Annotated in this window: 23 protein-coding genes; 13 read left to right on the forward strand and 10 right to left on the reverse strand. The window is 41.9% G+C overall.

What is annotated here, in order from left to right:
• Positions 1-132 (forward strand): integrase core domain-containing protein (locus tag FMS18_RS18655; RefSeq protein WP_163294810.1); only part of this gene is annotated, 132 nt, incomplete at its 5' end.
• On the opposite strand, the gene FMS18_RS18660 is transcribed toward FMS18_RS18655, so the two are convergent.
• The 4 genes from FMS18_RS18660 to FMS18_RS18675 form a co-directional block, all read right to left on the reverse strand.
• Positions 113-598, reverse strand: a complete 486-nt coding sequence (locus FMS18_RS18660) for a hypothetical protein (RefSeq protein ID WP_163296182.1) — start codon at positions 596-598, stop codon at positions 113-115. The genes FMS18_RS18655 and FMS18_RS18660 overlap by 20 nt on opposite strands.
• A gap of 189 nt (positions 599-787) precedes the next feature.
• A complete protein-coding gene (locus tag FMS18_RS18665; RefSeq protein WP_163296183.1) occupies positions 788-1,168 on the reverse strand; it encodes a hypothetical protein in 381 nt (126 codons plus the stop codon).
• Positions 1,169-1,301: 133 nt separating this feature from the next.
• Positions 1,302-1,916 (reverse strand): inovirus-type Gp2 protein, encoded by a 615-nt coding sequence (locus tag FMS18_RS18670; protein WP_163296184.1) that lies wholly within the window; start codon positions 1,914-1,916, stop codon positions 1,302-1,304.
• A 464-nt stretch (positions 1,917-2,380) separates the two neighbouring features.
• Complete coding sequence (locus FMS18_RS18675; protein WP_163296185.1) at positions 2,381-3,373, reverse strand: hypothetical protein; 993 nt, start codon at positions 3,371-3,373, stop codon at positions 2,381-2,383.
• A gap of 175 nt (positions 3,374-3,548) precedes the next feature.
• On the opposite strand from FMS18_RS18675, the gene FMS18_RS18680 reads away from it, so the two are divergent.
• The 12 genes from FMS18_RS18680 (at position 3,549) to FMS18_RS18735 (ending at position 17,930) form a co-directional block, all read left to right on the forward strand.
• Positions 3,549-3,872, forward strand: a complete 324-nt coding sequence (locus FMS18_RS18680) for a helix-turn-helix domain-containing protein (RefSeq protein WP_163296186.1) — start codon at positions 3,549-3,551, stop codon at positions 3,870-3,872.
• Positions 3,873-3,998: 126 nt separating this feature from the next.
• Complete coding sequence (locus FMS18_RS18685; protein ID WP_163296187.1) at positions 3,999-4,676, forward strand: ERF family protein; 678 nt, start codon at positions 3,999-4,001, stop codon at positions 4,674-4,676.
• An 85-nt stretch (positions 4,677-4,761) separates the two neighbouring features.
• Positions 4,762-5,742 (forward strand): AAA family ATPase, encoded by a 981-nt coding sequence (locus FMS18_RS18690; protein ID WP_163296188.1) that lies wholly within the window; start codon positions 4,762-4,764, stop codon positions 5,740-5,742.
• Between the two features lie 99 nt (positions 5,743-5,841).
• The gene (locus tag FMS18_RS18695) at positions 5,842-6,810 is read left to right on the forward strand and encodes a DUF3150 domain-containing protein (protein ID WP_163296189.1); all 969 of its coding nucleotides are present in this window, start codon (positions 5,842-5,844) and stop codon (positions 6,808-6,810) included.
• A gap of 12 nt (positions 6,811-6,822) precedes the next feature.
• Positions 6,823-8,358, forward strand: a complete 1,536-nt coding sequence (locus tag FMS18_RS18700; RefSeq protein WP_163296190.1) for a hypothetical protein — start codon at positions 6,823-6,825, stop codon at positions 8,356-8,358.
• 15 nt (positions 8,359-8,373) lie between these two features.
• Positions 8,374-8,709 (forward strand): hypothetical protein, encoded by a 336-nt coding sequence (locus tag FMS18_RS18705; RefSeq protein ID WP_163296191.1) that lies wholly within the window; start codon positions 8,374-8,376, stop codon positions 8,707-8,709.
• Between the two features lie 183 nt (positions 8,710-8,892).
• Complete coding sequence (locus FMS18_RS18710) at positions 8,893-10,137, forward strand: hypothetical protein (protein ID WP_163296192.1); 1,245 nt, start codon at positions 8,893-8,895, stop codon at positions 10,135-10,137.
• Positions 10,138-10,275: 138 nt separating this feature from the next.
• A complete protein-coding gene (locus FMS18_RS18715) occupies positions 10,276-11,217 on the forward strand; it encodes a YafY family protein (RefSeq protein WP_163296193.1) in 942 nt (313 codons plus the stop codon).
• 10 nt (positions 11,218-11,227) lie between these two features.
• On the forward strand, positions 11,228-11,854 hold the full coding sequence (locus FMS18_RS18720) for a TerB family tellurite resistance protein (RefSeq protein WP_163296194.1): 627 nt from the start codon (positions 11,228-11,230) through the stop codon (positions 11,852-11,854).
• A 17-nt stretch (positions 11,855-11,871) separates the two neighbouring features.
• Entirely contained in the window at positions 11,872-13,497 is a 1,626-nt protein-coding gene (locus FMS18_RS18725) for a hypothetical protein (protein WP_163296195.1), read from the forward strand.
• A 12-nt stretch (positions 13,498-13,509) separates the two neighbouring features.
• Positions 13,510-15,792, forward strand: coding sequence for a hypothetical protein (locus FMS18_RS18730; RefSeq protein ID WP_163296196.1), 2,283 nt, complete (start codon positions 13,510-13,512; stop codon positions 15,790-15,792).
• Positions 15,793-15,896: 104 nt separating this feature from the next.
• Positions 15,897-17,930, forward strand: a complete 2,034-nt coding sequence (locus FMS18_RS18735; protein WP_163296197.1) for a DUF6035 family protein — start codon at positions 15,897-15,899, stop codon at positions 17,928-17,930.
• A gap of 74 nt (positions 17,931-18,004) precedes the next feature.
• Here the strand turns inward: FMS18_RS18735 and FMS18_RS18740 are convergent, their stop codons facing one another.
• The 6 genes from FMS18_RS18740 to FMS18_RS18765 all read right to left on the reverse strand — a co-directional run bounded on the left by FMS18_RS18740 (position 18,005) and on the right by FMS18_RS18765 (position 23,730).
• Positions 18,005-18,952 carry a nucleotidyl transferase AbiEii/AbiGii toxin family protein gene (locus FMS18_RS18740; RefSeq protein WP_163296198.1) on the reverse strand — a complete coding sequence of 316 codons (948 nt, stop codon included), beginning with the start codon at positions 18,950-18,952 and terminating at the stop codon, positions 18,005-18,007.
• Complete coding sequence (locus FMS18_RS18745) at positions 18,949-19,680, reverse strand: DUF6088 family protein (RefSeq protein ID WP_163296199.1); 732 nt, start codon at positions 19,678-19,680, stop codon at positions 18,949-18,951. Before FMS18_RS18745 ends, FMS18_RS18740 begins: the two co-directional genes overlap by 4 nt.
• A 135-nt stretch (positions 19,681-19,815) precedes the next feature.
• Positions 19,816-20,337: a hypothetical protein gene (locus FMS18_RS18750; RefSeq protein WP_163296200.1), complete on the reverse strand. Its 522-nt coding sequence runs from the start codon at positions 20,335-20,337 to the stop codon at positions 19,816-19,818.
• 11 nt (positions 20,338-20,348) lie between these two features.
• On the reverse strand, positions 20,349-21,602 hold the full coding sequence (locus FMS18_RS21100) for an MBL fold metallo-hydrolase (protein WP_163296201.1): 1,254 nt from the start codon (positions 21,600-21,602) through the stop codon (positions 20,349-20,351).
• Positions 21,603-21,622: 20 nt separating this feature from the next.
• Entirely contained in the window at positions 21,623-22,474 is an 852-nt protein-coding gene (locus FMS18_RS18760; protein ID WP_163296202.1) for a hypothetical protein, read from the reverse strand.
• Positions 22,475-22,590: 116 nt separating this feature from the next.
• Positions 22,591-23,730, reverse strand: a complete 1,140-nt coding sequence (locus tag FMS18_RS18765) for a site-specific integrase (protein WP_163296203.1) — start codon at positions 23,728-23,730, stop codon at positions 22,591-22,593.
• Positions 23,731-24,178: the final 448 nt, after the last annotated feature.

Here is a 24,178-nt window from a genome sequence, read left to right on the forward strand (position 1 = left end):
AAGGACATAACCGAATACTGGATTCGTCAATACAACGAAGAGCGGCCACATGAATCGCTCGGAGACATGACCCCAGTCGAGTATGTCCAAAAACATTCACCCCAAGAGAACTCTACTTATGGATGGCACTAACTTGGGGAGGTTTACATAATAAACTTTGTTTTCTACGTTTATCTATCATGCTAAACTTAACACATGGGCTAAATTCACCTTCAGATACCAAGGAAATATGAGTGTTAACGTCACCAATCCATCTTTCCATACCGGATATTTGTTCTATATAACTTTGCAAACCATTTACTGATTTTTCATCAACAAGAGTCATGTAATAATATTTACCGTTGCTTTCTAAGCTTAAGCGACAGGAATAGAACCACCCATCAGTTTTTTTATTGTTTCCAAATAGACCACTAGCTTTTTTAGAATTATGATACACCTTGAAATTCACACCAAATATTACAGCTTTGATAGAATTACCTAAGCATTTTAAATTCTTTCTATTAGGGCTATCCACAATTTGGGTATTGCAACTTGCAAAATTATTATTATGAACGATAATATCTTTCACTGAGAAAGAAAAACTTGTTTTATAGCTCATTATTACACTCCTTTTAGAGTATGCATGTAAAAATATTTGAATTGGACAAAATACATTACAACGTAATTCATTACTTGGATTAATTTAGTACCCAGCTAATGCACCTCCTTGTTAAAATTTCAATTTTGTATAATATGCTTAAATTATTTATTTTTTTATTCAGTCATTCTACACGTCCATTTGCATCCACTATGCATCCCTGATCATCTCAAACCGGACAGAAGGATTAACCTTCCTGCGGGAAGTGATGGTCATCTGCGTAATTACGTCTTTAATCTTCTTTCCGTTCCGATTCAGGGTCTCCACATAAGGAGCCAAATCATGGGTTGCAGCATCTGAATGGATGGTGAGCCTGTAAGTCCTGCCTTTGAGATTTAAATCGAAATCAATAGCAGGAACCCAGCCGTCAGGGATTTGGTCCTTTGGGTCCCATTTTTTGTGTTCAGCAAGAGTCCAATTCTCCCACCGGAAAATTTTAAAGTTAACAGGAACAAGCCTTGCCTCAATGGTATTTCCAAATGATTCATCAAAACACATGAAATCTTTTTTAAAAATTTTAAGATATAGCATATTTTCCCCCTTTATTTGAAAATGAGAAAGCCCCAATACACTCGTATCAAGGCTTGCGCTTACTGCGGTCCAAGTGACCGTTTCAACTTAAAGACGGACATGGAAAAGATCTCCAACACCCGTTCTTATTTTTTTAATTATTACTTTTCGGAATCCTAGAGTAGCCGAATTCACGATGTCCCTTTGGAGCATAACCTTTTGTATTCTCCTTAGTGAGGTAGCTGCACCGCTTATGGCAGCGATCATAAACCTGATCAAAGTCAGGAGCATTTCTTCGAAGCATATAGCTATTAGGCTGGTTTTCCCCTTTACGAGATCTGTTACAATGATCAACAAGGCCGTCCTGTTCAGATCCGATGGTTGATTTCCACAAGTCTTCAGCCTTGCTTAAAAGTCTATTCGGATATTGTATTTTGTTTCCATTCACAGTTACCATCAAGTGGTAGTGCTGGCGTTTTTCTCTACTTTGCTCACGTACCCAAAGATACTGAGGGTCATAGCCTTGTCGCTTGAAATGCTTTTTGTACTTGGATGCAAAATCTTGAATGTTCTTATTTTTCTCTGAAGCAGAAGTTCCGCTTGGAAAGCGTAAGTCAAATCTTACACATAAGACTTTGTTGTGCTTTTGGACTGAACTATCAATGACTGACCTCATTGCATCCAGTATTTCGGTCTTGCAGCCATAGCCTTTTTCTTTGTCCGTTAAAATTGAATTGCCTTTGTAGGTTGATTCGTATGTAACAGCCATATTGACCTCCATAAGTTTTCAAGAATAATTTTTTTCTAAATTATGTTCTTGGGATTTTCTTTCTCATAATATGACTGAATTAATTTAAAAAAATAAATAATTTTAAAATTACTATTCAGAATACAGGTTTCTTCTCAGAAACCATAGCAGAGTATATAGTCTGGTCTTTTTGTCTAATACAAGTTTCTTTACAGAAACTATTTAAAATAAAATATTTATATTATTAGATATTACCTATTTACCTAGCTAGAAGTGGTTTGCTTTCAAGGCTTGTTTATGCATTCCTTGTTTAGTTTGAAGCTATTTGTAACAGTGAAAATTGTGACTGAATTAATTTTACTTATAATATAGTAGAAATAAATTCTGTAAGACTGTTTTTGATACAATGCATCAAACAAGAAGCCCCTACCTGATACCATTGTTCAGATAGGGACTGTCTCTTTTGGAAATTATGGAATTATATTTTAATCAAACAATGTTAATGAAATTCCTCCCTCCGCGTATAAATCGATGTATCCGACAGCATGATATTCGCCGTTCAAATATTCAGCACCATTGCAAAAACTGCAATTCTTGGCATTATTAACAGCGATAATTGATGGAGTACCGTTTGAATTTTTATTTTTTAAAATAATATCAGGTGAACATCCCGGTTTACTAAATACAAATTTATCACCGGTCTCGTTCACGTTGCCCTTTTCAAAGAAAGAGCATGCCAGTCCACCAGTCCTGTTGAATGCGCCACCCAGAATTCCGTCAACGACATTCCCAAATAAAATGGTTCCCTTCTCTTCGTTTAAGTACACTAAGTATCTAACTCTTCCCAGCCCATACGGGAACTCAAAGGTATTGAAGGCGTTACCAATAATTTGCCTTTTCTTGTTTTTTATTTCTTTTTGTTTTTCTTGATAATTAAAATAAATCTGATGAAGAAGGTGATAAGGGACCACTTCTTGATTTTGGTACAGTTGCTTCAGCAGGTATGAAGGATCTGGATACGTTTGCCCTTTGTCTACAAATGCCTTGTAAGCATCAGGCAGAACAATATCGCCTATGAATATATTGGGCTTAAGAGTTATTCCAGCATATGTTAATTGGAAAGAGTCATTTTGCTTTATCTGAAACTGCAAAGTCAGTCGAAAAATAGGATCAGGACCAGTTATAACTTTTTTGAGTACGTCTATCTCCGGTGTGGTCAACGGAGTGTTGGCAGTCAACGAATCAATTTTCACAGGTATTTCAGCAGTAAAATCCACAACTTTCCGCTTTAGGTCCGTTTCAAACTTTGTCCACTTGCGGTTCTCCAGTCCTTTGCAATTGTCGAGGACATCACCAAGCGTGACGGTTTGATCAAAGTTCATACGTCCATTTTTTACAATTGAAATCTCGTCCTTGGTACAAGAGCAAAACAGGAACATTAGGGTTAAAAATAATAAACTTTGTAATAACCGATACATAGACAGAACTCCTTTTGAGGATTGGTAGTTAGTTTAGTGTGCGCGAAATATCAAAGTACCAGAATGTAAATTTGTTTAACACCAATCAGTTCTAGAATTCAACTCAAAACATTACCGTTCACGGGTTTATAAAAAGTCCATACCTCCACTAACTGTACAAATAACTGGAGGTAATATGGCACATGTAGGTGAAAAGCTTGGACAAACGATCAAGACCATCAGAAAAAGAAATAATCTCAGTCAACAGGATTTGGCTGAGCTCGCAGAAATAAGTTACAAATATCTTGGTGAGATAGAGAGGGGGCAGGTTAATCTGTCCGTTGAGATTCTGATCAAGATTTCCAGTGCTCTGCATGTTGAACCGGCTGAGATCCTCACCATGGAATCTGCTGACAGTGCTGACCTTTCAAGGGCAAAGTTTTTACTTTCTGAATTATCTGAACAGGATGTAAAGAGAGCAATTGATTTGTTGGAAGCTCTGAAGAAACACTCCTCCTGACTCTACCCCTGATTATCAAACAATTTCAAATATATATTATCTCTGTAATATAAACCGATTTTTTATCGCAGAAGCTCCTGACCACATATTAACGGAAAGGAGCTTCTTTTATTGCAGGAGGTAAATATGGAAAATTTCACGCTTTGTTCGCCGGAGATAACCGAGCTGGCTGGAGCCATGCTGAAGGTGCAGCAGACTTTGAAACCTGCTGCCAAGGATGGACAGAACAGTTTCACCAACAGCAAATATGCCAGCCTCCAATCTGTTATGGGTACATGCAGAGAGGCCCTGCTTGCCAATGGCATCTGGCTGACTCAGCTGCCTGTGCAGGTGGAAAAGGGAAATCTGGGACTGATCAGCAAGATCGTCCACGCTGAATCAGGTCAGTGGCAATCTTCTCTGCTGGTCATGCCTTTGCCGAAATCCGATCCTCAGGGGTATGGGTCTGCAATGACGTATGCCCGCAGGTATGGACTTGCAGCACTCATCGGTGTGGTTACAGAGCATGATGACGATGCTGAAGGCTCATGTCATCCGCAAAACACGGATAACGGATATGATCCATCCAGACATCTGGGAACGGCTTCATCTGGTCCTCAACAACAGCCTCAGAACAAAGGTAGCTCTTCATCGAATCTACCTCGTCTTGATGGGATTCAGTACCGTAAAGAAAATGGACAGAATGGCAGGTCATGCATCTTAGCAACCGGCAATACCCATTCGCAGAAGGACTCTTTGCGTAAGGCTGGATTTCGCTGGGATGGCAACCGCAAACTGTGGTGGAAATACGAACAGGCAGCTTAGCCTAAATACCAAACATATTATTTAATCTCAGGCACATCTGATCAAGGTGTGCCTTTTTTTATTGCTCAATGTTCAGGAGTACAACATGTCAAAAATAAAAGAAGAAATTGATAAACTGGCTTCAGCTGAGCTTGATGCAGGACAGGTCTTCAGCGGTAAGGCTTCTGGTCGTATGGTTCAGGGATTTGAAGCTGCATCATCTTTCACTCCGAATCTGGATACTGAATATCTTTTCCATGAATCCAGTCGTGATGTGGTGGTCTGGTTTATGGACAGTTCCGATCCGATCTATCTGTTCGGCCCTAGTGGCAGTGGTAAAACCAGTCTTATCAAACAGCTGGCTGCAAAGCTCAATTATCCTGTATTTGAAATTACCGGTCACAGTCGTTTGGAGTTCCCTGAAATAATCGGTCACCTCACTGTGGAGCATGGCAACATGGAATTCCAGTATGGTCCGCTGGCTCTTGCCATGAAATATGGAGGATTGTTCCTGCTCAATGAAATCGACATCATTGATCCTGCAACAGCTGCGGGCCTCAACGGAATCTTGGATGGTGAATCGCTCTGTATTCCTGAAAATTCAGGTGAAATTATCAAACCGCATCCCATGTTCCGTTTTGCAGCTACTGCCAATTCTAACGGCGCAGCAGATGAGACAGGACTTTATCAAGGTGTTGTTCGTCAGAACTTGGCTTTCATGGATCGGTTCTGGCTCTGTGAAATCGGCTACCCCACCCCTGAAGCTGAAACTGAGCTGCTTGCACGCAAGGCCAAGAATCTGCCTGAGAATATCCGTAAGAAAATGGTCGAATACGCCAACTCCGTGAGAAAGCTGTTCATGGGCGAAGCATCAGGCAATCTCACTGATACTATTGAAGTCACCTTTTCAACTCGTACTTTGATTCGTTGGGCTGATCTGACGGTACGCTTTCAGCCATTAGCCCGTCAGGGAATCCAGCCGGTGACTTATGCCTTGGATCGGGCTCTTGGGTATCGGGCCAGTCGTGAAACACGTACAGTTTTGCATGAACTTGCCCAACGTATTTTCCCGGTGGAAACAGATTAGGGATCAGCTGAATATTAATGATAGACGCAAATTTATATGAGCGGGGATGGCTTCGGCTGTCTCCGCTTTTATTTTGTGCGTCCGCAAAAGGAGATAATCATGAAATCCAAAACCCGTATCACGGTCCTCAACCATATCTTGGCCTTGAATCTGGATGTGAACATCTGGTCGGCCAGAAAGAAACTTACCCCTTATGACTTTGGTGAAACCCAGCTTCCTCCCGAAGAGCTGGCATCGCTGGGAAGTAAAAGGGTTTGCAATCCTGAAGATCTGCGTATTTTCGGGACCCTGAAATCACGTGCATTCAACATGCTTGACCGTCATGGGGTACGTTTCCTCGGTGGCTGGGCCATTCCTGAAAAAGTAGCCGAAGAAATCACAAACGAACTTGTTGCTATCCAGAAAGAATTCTTTGCAGCCAAGGAAGAATTCCTCAGTCGTTACGATCAGGCTGTACAAGATTGGATCAGACTTCACCCCGGCTGGGAAAAGCTTATCGGGAGTTCTACTGTCAGTGCAGAATATGTACGCTCCCGGATCGGTTTCAAATGGCAATTCTTCAAGCTGGCTGCGCCGGATAAAAATTCCGTGAAGAAAGGACTCAAGGAAGAAGTCAACAATCTTGGTTTCACCCTCTTTGATGAAATTGCCAAAGCTGCCACCGACACATGGAACCGTTGCTATGCTGGAAAGGTCAAAGTCAGCCACAAGGCTCTTTCGCCGCTGCGGTCCATCCATGACAAACTGAATGGCTTATCCTTTGTAGACCCAAGGGTCCTGCCTATAACCGATCTGCTTCAGACCGCTTTCGAAAAAATCCCATCCCGTGGATTCATCCGAAATGAAAACCTGCTCATGCTTCAGGGAGTAGTGTCTCTGCTCCGCGAACCGGCTTTACTCGTAGAGAATGCCCAGCAAATCCTTGACGGCTCATCTGCCGAGGACCTTCTGGAAAATCTGGTTGCAGCTCCGCAGCAGCCAATTGCAGAAGACATTCCTGAAAATCCCAAACAGCAAACCACAGCACAGGCTGCTACTCAGCAAATAGACAGCCACGGTTTGTGGTGATCAGGAGGAAACATGAACAACAAACTGCTCATGAAATCGCTGCCGCTGGTGGCAAGTGTTCTGGGTCGGAAGTACGGAGTCCAAGTCCGAATCGGTGGAGATAAGGCTTTTACTGACGGGACGGTCATCCAACTGCCAGCACTTCCTCTTGATAGCGATGAAGTCTTGCAATGTATGGCTCGTGGGTTTCTGGATCACGAAGCAGCGCATATCAGGGAGACAAACTTTGAATGGCTCAAGCTGGCAAAATTCACCCCGTTTGAAATGCATATCTGGAATTCACTGGAAGACTGGCGAGTTGAAAATAAGCTTGCTGAAATCTTCCCCGGATGCAGACAAAACTTCCAGCGGCTGATCCGTCACCTATTTATTAATGATAGCGGTCAGGATCAGGGAGCTAAGAACGATCCGGCTACAGCGATCCTGAACTGGATTCTGCTGACTGTAAGGTCATGGGATGTTCCTGAGCTGGAGAAAGCATGTGCTGATACCGCTTCAATTCTCGAAGTTCATTATCCCGGACTTGTTGATCGTATAAAATCCATTCTGCAAAAGGTACGAGCAAAGTGCGATTCAACGCAGGACTGCATCCTCTACACAAGGGAAATTGTAGTCCTGCTGAAGCAGCACCTGAACGAATCCCAGAAGAATAAATCCAAAGGCCGAGGTCCTGCTCAGAATCTGGAAAAACTAATCAGATCAAACCCTTCTGATATGCCCAAAGGATTCAGCGAAGTCTTGGAAGAACATCTGGTAAAAAACGTACCTGATAATATTGATGAAGGTCTTCAAGTTGCCAAGGATGGTTACAAAAGACTGACCGAACTGGATAAGGACGAACTGACCCGGACACGTAGAGCGTCAACCGCTCTTAAATCCCGTCTGCATGGAATTATTCAGGCCAAGACAATCAAACACGATCGCATCGGCAGAAATGGCCGTTTAAGTACCGCCCATCTGCATCGTATAGCCATTGGCAATCCCAAAATGTTTCGTAGCAGACAGGAAAGCCATGGGATCAGCACAGCTATCCACATCTTAATGGATTGCTCAGGGTCAATGCGCAGAAGGATCGGCTTAGCTTCGCAGGTCAGTCATACTGTGGTCAGCGCACTTAATTCCATCAACGGTGTAAATGTCGGTGTCAGTACCTTTCCAGCAATAAGGGTTCAAGGGGGTGAGAACTACGATGAACCAACTGTAGCCCCAATTCTCAGCCACGGCCAAAAGCTGCACAGCCGTTTCGGTCTGGCCGCATCAGGATCAACCCCACTGGGTGAAGTGCTCTGGTGGACTTTCCAGCAAATGCTGCCGCTGCCGGAAAAACGAAAAATCATACTGTGCATAACTGACGGTGTTCCAGATAACCCTGCCAACACTCATCAGGCCATTAAAGACGGAAGCAGAAACGGCTTTGAAATATACGGTCTCGGAATCAAATCCGAGGCCGTTTTTTATTTGTTCCCCGGAAAAAGCAGAGTCATCACTGAGCTAACCGATCTTGCTCCGGCCATGTTTGACCTGCTTCAAGAATCATTAATCAAATAAACAAGGAGAAACACCATGTCTGAAGAATTCCCCAAATGCCCTCAGTGTGAGGTTAACACCCATGTCATCCTCATCAATACCGCCCAGAAAGTAGGAACAGTAGCTGGTGGAGTAACAGGAGCAGCCTGCGGATACGTAGGAGCAGAGGCAGGAACCATAGCCGGTGCTGCCATCGGATCAGTAGTCCCGGTTATTGGAACCGGAATCGGAGCAATGGCCGGTGGACTGGCTGGAGCCGTAGCAGGCTTCTTCGCCGGTGCCGCAACTGGGAATGCCGTTGGGAAAAAGGTCGATGTAGAGGTAATCGGGAAATATCGCTGTAATCGATGTGGGGAGGAGTTTGAGGGGTAAAGTTTGTTGAGAAAAAACATACACCGTAAATTAATCGGCTTGAAAGTAATTTTGTAAAGCAAGTTTCCGTCTAATCGACACTAGGTCTCTTATAACAAAGTCACATTAGACGGGATTGAAGCTGTTTTTACCCAAAGAGCCATTATGCGTATTGGCTTCATAAAACTCTACAGGAGAAATTTTATGCGTCATCTTTTGCTGCCCATGCTTGCAGTTCTGACTCTCTTCTTTGCCGGATGTACCAATGACATTGATAAAGTAAAGGGGGGAACATTCAATAACAGACCTGCACTTACCATAGGACAGGCTTTTGATTCGGCTTTTGACATGCCGTTATGGTCAGAAAGTAAAGGAGAACGAGGAGAAAAGCTGGTCAATTTTAGTGGAATAATTTCCCCGAAACTGCATGATCGTGCGGTAGACAGATCCTTTATCGACTTCATTGTAGTAACCGTGGAATCATATCAAAGTGGTCAGATCTTTAAAGCTCTTGAACTTGGTGAAAAAGTTGAAAAGATCTTTGGTGGCGAAAAAGAATATGAACAAATCGTAAGGCAATTTCAGAAGCAAAATCTAAGTAAAGATGATGCTTCAAGGGCAGCAATATATCTGGCCCTGAGTATGACAGAATGGCCTCAAGGAACTCCTGTTTCTATTACTTGGATCATTCATCCAGATGGGAAAAGGTTTGATCTTCAAGAAATCCAATCTGATGCACTTGCCGGTAAAACTGTTTCTATAATTCTGGATTCTATTTATGGCTCTGCCTTCACTCCAAATACCGTAATTCAACAGAAAGCAGGAACAAGTGCTGAACAAATAATCACAAAAGTTAAACCGATTGTGCAAAATTTTATTGCTGCTCAAGCCGAACAAAAAATGAAAAACAGGGCACAAGCAAAATTACTCAGTATTCCCACCGAGAAGGTGGACGAGCTTGCAGTTGCATATCTTTCTCCTCCGAAAAAAGAGAATGTAATTGGCAACTGGGTCCATATCGGAAAACTTCCCGATCAATACGGTGGTAGCGTTACACGCCTTGTCACCGATGATGCTCATGAAACCGGCTCCAGAGTTTCACGAGACTTTTTGTGCATCGACTTTGATGACAGAGACAAAACCGTTCCGGCTATCAATATTGCTGTAGGTATCGTCACTAGCCTTGACGAAGCGATTCAAGCATATGCCGGAGTGAAAATGTTTGATGTACTTGTTGATGGTCAAAAGCAGGGGCGCATTAAAATGATCGGCAGGCCCACTCCTTCTAAAGGGTACATGTATCTGGAGTATTCCGAGTGTCCTGCCATCTCTCTTATATACAAGGCTATGGTATCTGGACAGCGGGTAGAATTCGTAAACTCTCAAGACAAATTCAGCTTTGATTTAAGAGGATTGTCTTCAGCAGCAGAAATAGTTCTAAAAAGTTAAATATTATCCCCAGTCCTTTTGCAGGGACTGGGGATTTCAAATCTCAAAATAAATATTTTTTTGATATTAATGATATTCGTTCGGCAATGATATTGAAAACAAATGTGTCATTTGCTAGAAATCTGTTCAGGGAGAATTATGCCTAGAAAAAATGATCCAGATACTACCTACGGCTATAAGCTATTGACCTTGTTTTTTAAGCTTTATCGTGAGGGCAAAAAACATTTCAAACAGGATCTGGCAAACGAATTCGATTGCCGCCCAAGCACGATTCAACGACTCGCTGATGAGATCGAATTCTTTACGGGTTCACATTTTGAGACTGGAATTGAAAACCGTAAAAAATATTACAGAATATCAACCCAGCCATATCGTTCGCCATATGGTTTAGAGCTTGAGCAGATCAGAGCCCTTACATTATGTAGACAGCTAGCTGCTTCAACACTGCCGGATCATGTACTCGAAGGTATTGATGACACAATCAAAACCATTTCTCTCCACCTGTCAGAGCAAGATTTCCCTAATCGCTCAGCAGGACAATGCCTGCCAATATCCTTTAGTCCCAAGGGCTACATAGACTACTCCAGTCATAACGAAATCATCGATAAATTGATTCGGGCTGCTCAGGAAAAAAGGGTCTGTCATGTTGATTATAAAAAAGGCCGTAAGTCTGATATTCAGCAATTCTTTTATGCTCCGGGACGAATTACATCACAGAGTAATGCCTTGTACGCTATAGGCCACAAGACAACTACCGGCACACCGGAAAAAGGTGATCCCAGAAATCTTGTCATTCACAGAATTCAGAGCCTGACTCTGACAGATATTGTCTTTGACTTTGAGGCTGCGGACCAAGGAACGGACTATTTCGGATTGAAATTTCACGAGCCTAAAACATTTCGTATACATTTTTCTCAAGCAGTTTCTGATTTTGTTATGGAACGGATTTGGAGTTCTGAGCAGAGATTTGAAGAACAGGATGATGGTTCTGTCATTTTAGAAATCAAGACTGTTAGTGAGCCTGAGCTTATGAGTTGGGTTCGTGGGTTTGGGAAAGAAGCCAACATTTTAAAGAACTAAGGAGACTATTATGGGTTTTTGGAAAGTTGTTGGAGGAGCGGCTCTTGGAGTAGCTTGTGTTGTTGCTGCACCTGTAGCTGGTCCTGTCGGCGCAGTAACAGCTCTTGGTGCTGCTGTAGCTGGAACAGCCGGGGCTGTTGCGGGAGGAGTAGCAGAACTTTGCGATGATAGTGAGGAGGAAGCGAAAAAGGAAGGTTATCGTGATGGTCGGAAAGATGGCTTAGCTGAACAAGCAGAAAAAGTAAAAATACTTCAAGATAAAATTAGCCATGCCGCTCAAAAATTTACTGACCAAAAGAAACAAGAAGAATTCTTGATTGGCCTACTTGCTGTAGGATTCGCAATATCTAGCATAGATGGCAATTTCGAACAAAATGAAGAAGAGGATGTAAATGCATTTGTATTGGGACTATCTCAATTTACTTTCTCTAATACATTTACTGAAAAAATAAACGAATTAAAAGCAACCCCCCCGAAATTTGATGGAGCAATGCTTTATGTTAAGTCATATATACCTAAACGGCACTGGGATTTAGTCGATGAATTATTATTTGTAGCAGCAGAAGCTGATGGGAGCGTATGTGACAATGAAAAAAAATTCATGAAAAACTGGATTGAATTTAAGGCTTCCCATTAAAATTCTGGAGTAAACACATGAACAAACGTGCGGATAGAATGAAAAGGATGAAGAAAAGTAGAGTTAAGGTTTCTAAATTTTATGATAATCTTGACTTAGATGAGTCAGAAGTAAGTCAATCTCCAAAGAGTGTCGTTTGTGCCCAAGATGTTGCTTTTTTTGATAGCATAAATACGAAATTTGACTCTCAATATAATTTAAACTTTTTATCTGATCCGCATGTTTCTCAAAAACAAACTTATGCACTCCTGAATGACATTAAAAAAGGATATGAAAACGAAAAGTATGAAAAAATGTTTAATGAGTGCCAAAATACAATTCTTGAAAATATAATCCGCCCTTTTGGAATAGCTCGATACTTATTCGATGACAATGATGGTGGCAACGTAACAACAATACACAATGCGCAGAAGGGACTCTATGCATCAGATAAAGATAAATACAACAGATTAAATTACACAAACTCAAAGAATAGCGCAGGTGAATCTTTTGCCGGAGGACCGAACTCTGTAGGGGCTCAGGTTACAAGATCGAAAATGGATAAAAATGGCAATGTGCAAGATGGTTATACAGGAAAAATGGAAAAATCTAGCAACACGAGCCCGGACCATGAAAGTTCTCTTTCTGGACATCATAAGAATGGTGGCTTCATGCAGAGCGATCAACAAAAAGCAGATTTTGCGACAGACAGAGAAAATCTTGTCATAACTAGGCGTGACATAAATCAATCCATGAAAGATCAAGATAAAATGGAGTGGAAAGAAAAAAAACAAAATGGCCGAAAAACAACCAATAAAAAACATTTTGATATTGACGAAAAAAGACTCAAAACTCAACACAAAAAAGGTCAAAAAGTAGCTCAGAAACACTCTCCCACCCTAACGGACAAAACAATCTATTATACCAAAGACATAGCGACAACGGGAACTAAAGAAGCCGGAAAAATGGGACTACAGCAAGCAATAGGTATTATGCTTGAAGAATTTGTCAGAGCAACTTTCTACGAAATTAAGGATATATGGAATAATGGATTTAACGGTAATCACCTGAATTCAATTTTTTTTATTGTGATGAAAGGACGACTTAATAGGATTGCTAAGCGTATAACTGCTAAATGGGAAGATGCTGTTTCTGCTTTTAAAGATGGTGCAATATCCGGTTTTTTCTCAAATATGATAACAGTGATGATTAATATTTTCAAAACAACATCCGCCCGTGTCACAAGGGTCATTAGGGAAGGATTTCTGGCCTTTTTGAAGGCAATAAAGATGCTTCTCTTTCCCCCAGAAAACATGACATGGATAGAAGCTGCTCACGCTGCCACCAAAATTTTAACAGGGGGTGTGATTCTTGCTGGCGGAATAATGATTGAAGAAATTGTTGAAGAAACAATCTTATCAATTTTGCCAATTCTTGCCCCTTTTGCTTCAATCATTAGCTCTGTCCTTTTAGGACTAGCAACAGGTTTAACAACAATTTTTGCGGCCTGGCTTCTAGATAAAGCCGACCTTTTTGGAGTCGAACGAGAAGCAGAATATCAGGCTACAATTAAAAAGTTACACAGTATTACTGAAGATCATTATAATGAAGCAATGAAACTTTCTAAAGTTTTTGACGGCCCAGAACTGCTTCACTTACCTTAACCTGATAGTATTATGCCTTACTCAAAAAGACTAAAACAATTCTTCATGACTCCCGCTATTGCGGGAGTCATTGCTTTCAGCATCCTTGTATACGTAGCCCTCACTCTGATAGCTGTAGCGGAATCTACTACTGAATATGAAGGGTTCCTATTTTGGCTGAACTTCGCCTTCATTCTTGAAATCTTTTGTCGGGCATTTACTTACCGGAAATTCAGCAACTACCTCAAAGCCCATACCCTTGACGCTATCGCAGTATTCCCTTGGGATTTGCTCATTCTGTACACGACAGGACACGCCGCAAGCAGCAACCTGCTGGTTCTTATAAGACTATTTCGACTACTGCGCCTTGGAAGCTTCCTCAGCCTATGGAGAGATTCTCTTAAAAGCCGAATTGCATACATCATTAAGAAACAAATTGAGCAAAGCCTATTTCGCCAATGCCTTATCCTTCTAGGGGCAATAGTTTCCTTGACTGTTGTTTTCGGTTTTTTATTCAGGATAATAGGATATAACAGGGAAGGTACCAGCATCTTCTACATGACCTTCATGGCCCTTCTTGATCCGGGAACTTCCATGGAAGTGGCTGGTAAAAGTCTCGTCGTTCAGGTCATTTTTAACTTTCTGACCATGCTGGGAATTATCCTCTTTAATGGCTTAACTATCGGTATCATTGTAGCAAAAGTTGAATCATACTTGAACCGTGTTCAAGATGGGTACGGTGATGTTGTGGAACAAAATCATACCCTCATCCTTGGCTGGAATTCATTGGGACAACAGCTTTTAGAAGAAATAAATGACTATGCAGAGCAGGAATCAAAAAGCAAACAAAAAGTGGTCGTTGTAACAGAAGAGATTGATAGCGTAACACAATTCATCAAGCTAGGTAACTATCGCTACCTAGACTTAATCAAACGAAAAGGTGAATATTTCGAGAGCAGCACTCTGCAACTTGTAGATGTTGCTCAGGCATCAAAAGTCGTTATTTTGAATGAGAACCAAGACCTGTCACTTCCTTTACAGTTTAGAAAATCAGATGTTTTTAAAGGATGTTTAGCTGTTAACTCATCCTTAGATGGGCAAACGGATTGTCCCACCTGCTATTACGAAACAACCTGCAAATCCAATAGAGATAGGCTGACCCCTCATCTTTCTGACAATTTTCTTGGTTTTGATAGCTCTAAATATTCAGCATTGCTGTTGACCGCATTACTTTTTCATAAACACTACTACGATATTATGCTTGAGCTTTTCGGGTTCGCAAATGACGAATTCCATTTCGTAAAAGTTTCAGAAAATGACGTGTCTGGGAAAACTTTTGGTCAAATAATATCTGCCAGCAAAAATATAACTCCAGTTGGAATTGTTACCCAAGTTGAAGGAATTGATATATTGCCTTCGCCGGATTATCTGCTGGAAGATGGTGATCTGCTTATATTACTTGCGGAAAGCAAAGACTCTTTATTGGATGAAAAGCTTGATCAATCATGGGTAAACGAGGCTAAAGTTGACGTTGGGAGCTATGCTGCGAGCAACCAAAACTACATCCTCGAACAACAAAAAATAGCAATTGTCGGTGTTAACGAGACTCTTCCCAGTCTGCTGAACGAATTAAGCCTCTGGAACACGCAAGTTGATATAATCACGGACGAAGAAGGCAAAAATATTGCTTCAGATTACTTCGCTGACGTACCCGTGAAGCACAAACAATTTAATTTCTGCACCCAAAATATTAAAAATTACGACCTTGAAAGCTGCTTCGGAACCATTATTCTAGCAGACGATGTACACTCATTGAATGTAGGCTCCGATACATGTGATACTGACTCCCTTTTCAAATTATTCGACATTAAAGCTAGGCTTTCAGAAAAGCCGGTCATAGCCGAGGTAATCAATCCTAATGAAGAAGCTCTCTTCCAAAAAATTGATGGCATCAAATATATCGTCGGGACCAATATCCTCGCTAAGATTCTTAACATGTCACTTGTATACCCAGATGCACTGAGTTTTTTTGATGAACTGATATCTCTCAAAGGGGCCAGTCTTAACTTTGCCAAGCTCGACAACATGATCTCCCATGCTCCGTTCGAAGAACTCTCTTTCAGAGATTTCTTTCACAGCTTTTACGAGACACACGGCTACATTGTTCTGGGTGTAATAAGAGATGGAAATCAGCCATTGATCAATCCGTTGAGGACAGAACAACTCAAAGAGCCTGAATATGCCGACTTTAGTATGGTCGACGAACAGTTAATTCTTGAACCTGATGATGAGATTGTTTTTTTGGAAAAGAAGTAATTGATAAACCTATTGAAATATCTTTAGGTTTCCATACAAAAAAAGCTCGCTTTTATATACGGACTGTAAAATTAAGTAAATACGACAAAGAACCTGAGACTCAAATGAATGACAGCAATAGAAAAACTAATTTCGAGCGGATCGCAGGCAACTTAGACAATCTTCAAAACCTATGCTGCGAAGACCCAGAGGTAAAAATCGTCCTAAATGCCCGGACAGGCAAAGAATATACTGCACAAGAGGCTATTGGATGTAATGTTCACAGAGCTATGGAGCTCAGACATAATTTAGCAGAAATCATCGAAAAAAAACTAAGACCATTATATATTTGTCCGCTATGCGGCTATGAACTACGCTTAAATTGCATGGAAACCGGCCAAAGGTTTTACTTTCAGCACACGCACCACAAAGACAATTGCCCACAAATGAATACACAAAAATGGTCGCGCGAAGATATTTTAACAGCTAAATATTGCGGAAAACGGGAGTCCGAACCGCATAAGCAATTAAAAGCTGACTTAAGTAGTATCCTAACAAAAGATTCTTCCTTCTCCACTATTGACATTGAGAAGGTAGTTAAAGGGATTGACCCTACAACTTGGCGTAAACCAGATATAAGAGCCAACTTCAAAAATAAGTTCAACATTGCTTTCGAAATCCAGCTTTCAACAACATTTCTTGATGTAGTAATTGGCAGGAAAGAATTTTACAAAAAGAAAGGTGATCTTCTTGTATGGATTTTTGATATTTTTACTCTGAATTCAGCGAGAATGATGAAATTGGACACATTCCATATCAACAACTTAAATGCACTAGTCCTAGATAAAGAAACACTGGTTATTAGTAGAATAAAAAATAAACTACATTTAAAATGCATATGGGTTGAGCCAAGCATCATTAACAATGAACTGTGTCATACTCAAAAAACAGCAATAATTCCGTTTGATCAGTTTCAAATGAGTATTCCATCACAGACTATTTTTCATTACGATTATAAATCACATTTTGAAAAAGCCCAAAAAGAACTCAGTGAAACCCAAAAAGCTAAACAAGCCCAAAATAGAATAAACACTTTTTTCGAAAAATTTGACCCTGCTGAAGAAGACACTCACCAAAAATTATGCATCAAGTTATTTCCTGAATTTGATCTAAAAAAGACCGAATTAAGATGGTCATTAACAAGCTTTCTGAGATCAATGAATTCAGCAAGGACTAAAGACCCAACAATATCTGGAAGTGGATGGAAATATAACAATTTTAAAGAAATTTACGATAATGTGTATAAGTCACACACACAATTTTACTTTCTCTTTTGCTGTGCCACAAAGGCATATGGCATAACAGAAGATAGCGTATCGATAATACGGAGAAAAAAAGAGACATGGGAGTCACTTAAACAATACGGAATAAATTCAAAATTCCACCACGCCCCAATATTTACAGAACTCACAGCACAACTATTCCCTGAAGTCATGCCAATATATAATGAAATAATGGCTAACGAAAAAATTCAAAAGAAATGTAACACATCAGACCGCGTAGTAGAATCTTGCGCGGCAACACCAGCAAATTCTGGTGACAAATCGTCATATAAAATTCAATACACAGGCAATATTTTTGAACATGAAAGAGCTGCCCAATGGTCAGTCTTCTTCGATTACCTAAAACTACCATGGACTTATTCAAGCGAACAAATCAATATCATGAACCAAAATATTTCCCGAGACTTCAACGTCTATCGGCATCAATGCCAATTTTTAATTCTAAAAAAAGAAGAACAACGCTATCACTTTAAAATCTATGAAGAACTAGCAAGACTGACAGGCAAGAGCATTGTAGTAATAGACGGCCCTCCTGAAGAGGACGGCTACTCAGCTTATCTCTATTTACACTGTAAGAACCCGGTACACCAAGAGATATATAACAATGTTATAGCGGGAGAACCTCACCATTTTGGACTAGCCAGAAGGTCAGTCCAGCCAGAACTATGTTTATGCCCAGACATGTTCGATTTCTGCGAAAACCATATCAACCTAGCCCAAAAAAGCACTGACGATGGAGAACGTCCTGCTCTTGATGGTTTGGGATCTGGTTTACAAGAAGCCTATCAGATAGCTAGCATCGCAAAATTTGATTAGCACATAAGTCCATTTCTTTTATAAATAATTGTGAATGATTAAGTTAAATAGCCATTACCAACTACTCACATTGTTCATCGCAAGTATCCGCCCAGCTCCAACAAACTCCCCAAAACATCATCCGCAGCAGGCAGTTCCCCATAGACAATAGCCCCCAGACCATCACGATATGCGGGCAGCAGGGACTTCCATACGGCATCTGTATCAGAAAAAATGGGACACTCGGTAATATTCATATCCACCCACTTTGCATCACCGACCGGAGCTTCCTGATCGAATTTGCGCACGACCTCAAGAAGTTGCAGGAAATCAGTAGAGTTGAGAAACTTCTGAATCTCTTCCCGCTGCATGAGCTGGTGGATGTCGTAAATATGCCTGATCTTGTGACGCAGGGATTCAATTGGATTGTCGCTGCAAGATGCTTTTACAATCGCCATGACCTTTTCCGTGAATGTCCGCTCAAGACACAAGACTTGAAATGAAAAAGGCTCAAGGCAAAACTCTTCGATAAGCGCATCCTCTCCCCTGCTTCTCAGGAAGTCATAAATATACGTAGAGATCGGCAACGGCTGGTATGGCGAAGGATGAGCAAAAGCATTCACTTCCAGCAGAATCTTGTTGGAGATAGGCCCAAAAGCACCTTCAAAAGTTTGCGGGTAGGAATAATAAATTTTGCGGATCATGGAGCCTTTGCTGCTTTCCGTTGGCTCTTCGGTCAAATCCGTGCTGGCTACCTCTGTTATCTTCTTAAGCAGTTTCTTAATCTGATTGGATGCAATGCCCTGTTTTGTGATGACAGCAAGGTCTACGTCCTCTGAAAAGCGTTCGATGCAACCATATGCCTTGGACAAAGAAGTCCCACCCTTGAAGACCGTAACATCCGCAAGGTCAGTCTGGGCAATCCGGTATAGCGCAAGAGTCAGCCAGTAGTCCTTCTCAATAAAGATACTTTGCAGCCGCAGATGTTCCGCAGTTGCTTGAATGGCATCCCGGAAAAGCTCATTTGATTCATGAAGCCTCACATTATCCCCCACGCTTTCTTATTCTTCAAAACCGTATCCGAAACCATAACCTTGTACTTAGTGTAAGGATTCAGACTACCCTTTAAGGAGCCAATATCTGGGGTTTTAACCATCCCTTCGCAAAGGCATCCGCAAAGAGCGCGAACCATTGGAGGATAGGATTCAGCCATCTCCACAAGCCTTTCCAGATCAGACTGCGGTAGCACCGTCATCCTTGTCTTGATCGCTTCAACCACATCATCAGGGGTGCAGTCCTGCGCCTTCTTGATGAAGCGTAAAGCCTCAAGCAATTGCAGCAGCGGAATATCTGCCTCTAAAATTTCATCTACGTAGCTACGCACGTACTGGACCTGAATCTTACCAATACCCTGCTTTCTTCTAGGGGCAACACTGGCAATGGTCAGCACACTCGGAACCTGTGTGGCAATCTGAAGCTGTAAGTAAACGGACTGACCGGTAAGAATTCCGGTGATCTCATCCCCTTTGCGGGTCAGGAAGGAAATAAGCTCTTCATCAGCAGGCCCAACCGATCCGAAAAGAGTTTTCTTCGGGCGATAGAAAGTCCCCTTGGCCTGACGGATAAGAACCTGCTTCTTCACCAGACGTCCCAAAGCCTTTGCCAAAGCTTGTGGCTTGGTTTCCTGCAAATCCTTAAAGTCACCGTAGGTAATGATTCTTCCCGGCGGGACGGACTCAATGTAATTATTTATCTGTGCTGCGACCTGCATGATAATATCCTCTTCTTAATCAAGAAATATTCTTTTATGGTCATATGTCAAGTTTTTACATGCAAAAACATGACTACTTTATTCGCTCGACAACACACCGCAACGGCCCTACTCAAATAAAACTTCAATACAGGATTACAATCCGTTTAGCATTTTATGCATGCTGACAGCAGCAAACACGTACTTGCCCAGATCCTTACCCTGATAAGGAGTCTTGTTGAGCAACATGGTGATGCGTCGAAGCTCCCACTCTGATTCCGGCAGCCGTCCAAGTTCGGTTTCAAGGATAAACTCAATAGCCTGCTTCATATCGTTCATGGTGCCCAGTACGCTTCTATTGTGGGTTTTACCGAATGAACACCCACCGCACTGAAGCAGAGCTTTGGCAATCCGGGCAGAATCAACATTGGCCCACTCCAGAGCCTGCCTGAATCGATCACGAAAAATCTGATCAAAGTTCACAAAATCCTTTTTGACCATCCTCGGAATGAAAACCGCAAATCTAGTTTCATCATTAACCAGCAACACAGCCTTACTTCGATAGAGACGAAAGGTATTGCCATGCCAGCCACGCAGTCCCCGATGATCCACCTCTTCGGCTGGCTCCTTGATACCCAACTCATCCAATAATTTTTTAGTACATCCGATGTATGGCATAAGCACCTCTACTACAATTCCAGCACCTGACCATCTTCCAAAACATGAACATTGGAAAACGTGCTAGCATAAAGCTCTTTATACTCTGTATGCAGAGGGATTATTCTTTGTGGCTGGACAGCTTCAACGAAACGCTTCAAATCTTCAACGACGGCATGCCCACTTGTGTGAATAAGATCGAATTTGCAATCTTCACGATCCCTTAATTCGGCAGCTTTAGCATTATAGTGCGTGCAGCGGTTATCCAAATATCCAGCCCATTGAGAATAAATTACTGTTGCGGACTTCCCCTCAAGTCTATCAAGAATGTACCCTGTATAATTTTCATTGAGCCGCATCAGGTAACGAGAGGGAGATGTAACTATATCCTCAACTGTCAAAACCGTTCCCTGCTTATAGAGTTCATGAGTAAAACGTCCAAAGTAATCTGGATTTTTCTTAATCACACCATAGTAGAATCCAGCAGGACGATCCTTGCTTAACACTCTTATGTCATCCCAACTCATATCAGGAATCTTGGGGGACAATTTTTGAGCAACGCGCATGATCCACGCAGTATAAATATCTACGACAAAGATTCTTCCACTTCGCTTCGCAGCCCTATATACAGAGACAAGTCGATCAATGTTCTGCGCTGAGAAATTAACACAAACTAGCCCATCCTCAGCCTTTGCAGCATCAAGAACACCTTGCTCTACTTCATTCTCGCTGGAATACTTGGAATTATCCCGACACAGCATGGTCCCTTCAAGAAGAATCGCATCAATATCTTTGGGTAAATGAGAGCAAAGGTATTCAAATGTCTTACCCTTACGACCATGAGCACGAAAATCACCACTGTAATATATTTTCTTTGCCCCTGCCTCTAGCAAAAAGCCAAAGGCATCGGGAGAGGAATGGTCCACCATCAACGGAAGCACTTTTATAGCACCAATCTGGACCGGCTTTCCTGCTTCGAAAAAGATAGGCTTATGGGGCAGTAAAGAACCATCTGGCTTAAAAAAACTCACGCCTTGAACAAAATTCCAAGCCACCTTCCCAATATAGACAGGCACTTCTGGCGGTAATTGAGCCAGCAAACCATAATGATCCTGATGACTATGCGAAATCAGCACCGCATCAAAATCCCCAACATTCTCTGGAAGAGAAGCCGGGGAATCATCAAGAGGAGTGCCAGCATCTATAAGAACTCGCGTTCCTTGATGTTCGACGACAACGCAACTTCCGCCGATTTCGTTAGTCCCTCTATGGATTATAATCTTCACAGCTTATTCCCAATTAAAATTTATAGTGTCTTCCTACCGATAAAAACAGACTCCTTACCTAAAGCCCCTATAAGCTTTTCATGATGAAGGGCATTTGATTCCAGCCAGTCTTTCTTACTAGCGGCAGTATATCCAACAAAAATTAATTTCGGCTGAAGACACAAGCTCAATTTATCCACATCGATATTTTCAAAAAAATCCAGTCTATCCCCCGTAAACCCTTTAAGCATTCTAAAATTCGATATTACAGTTCGGTATGAGTCTAAAATTAACCCTTCATTAGCTTTCAAGGCATGAGCATATTTTTCCATTTGCCCAATCACTTCTGGAATTCCTTCACCAGACGCTCTTACTCTTGAATCAAAAATAGTTTTTGCTTCATAGAAGACGAGTTCATGCCCTAAATCTGTCTTTTGGGCCGCGACAAGATCAACCCTTGTTTTTTCACCAGGAATTGCGACTTCTACGTCAACTACATTAATATTCTTTTTTAGAAGCTCCGTTACACCTATTGCTTCAGGACCTGCATATTTTTGCATATTACGCAGAATCCCTTGGCGATCATTTTCTGACCGCAAATCTTCATACATTTCAAGTGAATCACACGGAATTAAACCGTTAATTGATACAACACTTCCTGATTTTACGAGATACTTACTTGCAGTTGAACACTTTAACTCTTTTGAATTTAAATTTGGATCGATTTTAACAAAACTACAACCATGACGATATGCATTTAAATAGTTGTTCCGAATAGCTAAGAAAAATCTATTATCATCAATTAATGACCTCCAAAAGCTATCACTCGCTTGATATTCGTCATTCAAAAATTTAACAACAGGATCAGTTAACCCTCGCTGAAATGAAGTCACGCTATCTCCTATGAGTTAAAGACAATACAAATAGGCTGATCGACATATTTAAATTAAAAATCACACTTACATCAACATCAGGTAAAGAATCAAACCCTAAAGTAAGACTTCAACAATCAATCCCCTCCACCCAAAACATCATCCGCAACAGACGCAGCCCGCCGTAGGGCCTCATCCGCTAAATGGGCATACCGCTGGGTCATCTGAGGGCTTCCGTGGCTGAGGAGCTTCTGCAAGGTGTAGAGGTCAACCTTGCCGCTGGACGCGAGTAACGATGCAAAGGTGTGGCGTAATCCATGGAGGGGTCTAAAATCTTTGGGCAGACCAGCCTTATCCCGAACTCTGCGGGCAATCCTGACGAACTCCTTGCGTTTGCCGCCATCATGGCCGGGAAAGACATATTCGCTCTCGCTCTGCTCTACCTGCTTCAGGATGTCGTAGGCGAGCTGGGCCATGGGGATCTTTTCAGTTTTGCCTTTCTTGGCTGCTTCCCCGCGCAGAGTAATGAACCGCTCTTCGAAATCGACATCTTCCCATTTCAGGGCAAAGAGTGCTCCACGACGCATACCGGTAGCCAGTGCCAGACGGATAAGCGAAGCAGCATTCTGGTCTTCCTCTTCATCAAGGGCCTGCCAATAAGCCTTGAGCTGCTTGGAGGTCATGCTCTCGGTTTTGATATTATCGATCTTGGGCATTTCGAAATGGAGTACACGGGGATCGGGGGCTGCACAGAGCCCTTTCTTGATACTGAAATTTACAATGCGCTTGAGTAGCGCGAGGACGTGTTTGGTGGTCTGCGGGGATAGCTTTTTCAGCAGGTCGGAACGGAGCCGGTCAATCTCGATGGTCCTCAGCTCTCCGGTTTCCATATTACCGAAGCCATCTTTTAGATACCTGTTGTAGCGGTTGATATCGCTCTTCAGACTTTTGGTTACTTCACCGCGTTGCCGGACATATTCATTCCAGAGCTTATCGATGGTCCATCTGGCATTCTCGGCTTCTTTCTCAGCCTTTTTGGCAATACGGACCTCGTCGTTGGTCGGAAGGTCTCCGTCAATCTTCATGGCCCGCAGCTTTGAAGCCTTGGCCGGGGTCATGTCGTCGCGATGCTGCCGTCCAGCCTTCTCTTCAACCTGTTTTCCGTGCTTGCGGTAGCGGATGAAATAGACCTTTTCGGGCTTTCCGGTCAGTTCGTGCTTTTTTTCGACGTAAAATACACCGGGGTATTTCGTCTTATGCCTTGTTTCCTTTGCCATATTGCCTCCTGTTTTCCCCCACACTCTCCCCCACACTCTCCCCCACACTTGAGCGCAAAATGAGTGAAAAAGCAAGCAAAAGGATGCAAAGCAGATTCGACTAAACCACTGAAAACATGTAAAATATGAAAAAGTATGAAAATCAGTGCAAACAGCTATTTACGGCCTTCTAAGCCGTTGGCCGAGGGTTCGAATCCTTCCTGCCCCGCCATGATATTTCAAGGGTTTATCTTCTTCGGAAGGTAAACCCTTTTCTTTTGTGGGTAAGTAATAGACAAGTTGAGTCAAAAACGGGATAGACTCGACAACTTTTATATCACTATACTTAACCTGCACCCACCCCGTCTAGTTTTTGCAAAGATGGAAGTCAATTAAACTACCAGTGAAACTTGCCCATAATTCATACAGAATAGGCCTATTTTGCATAAAAAAAACGGCTGCGAATTAA

It is taken from the genome of Desulfovibrio sp. JC022 (assembly GCF_010470665.1).
Lineage (GTDB): Bacteria > Desulfobacterota > Desulfovibrionia > Desulfovibrionales > Desulfovibrionaceae > Maridesulfovibrio.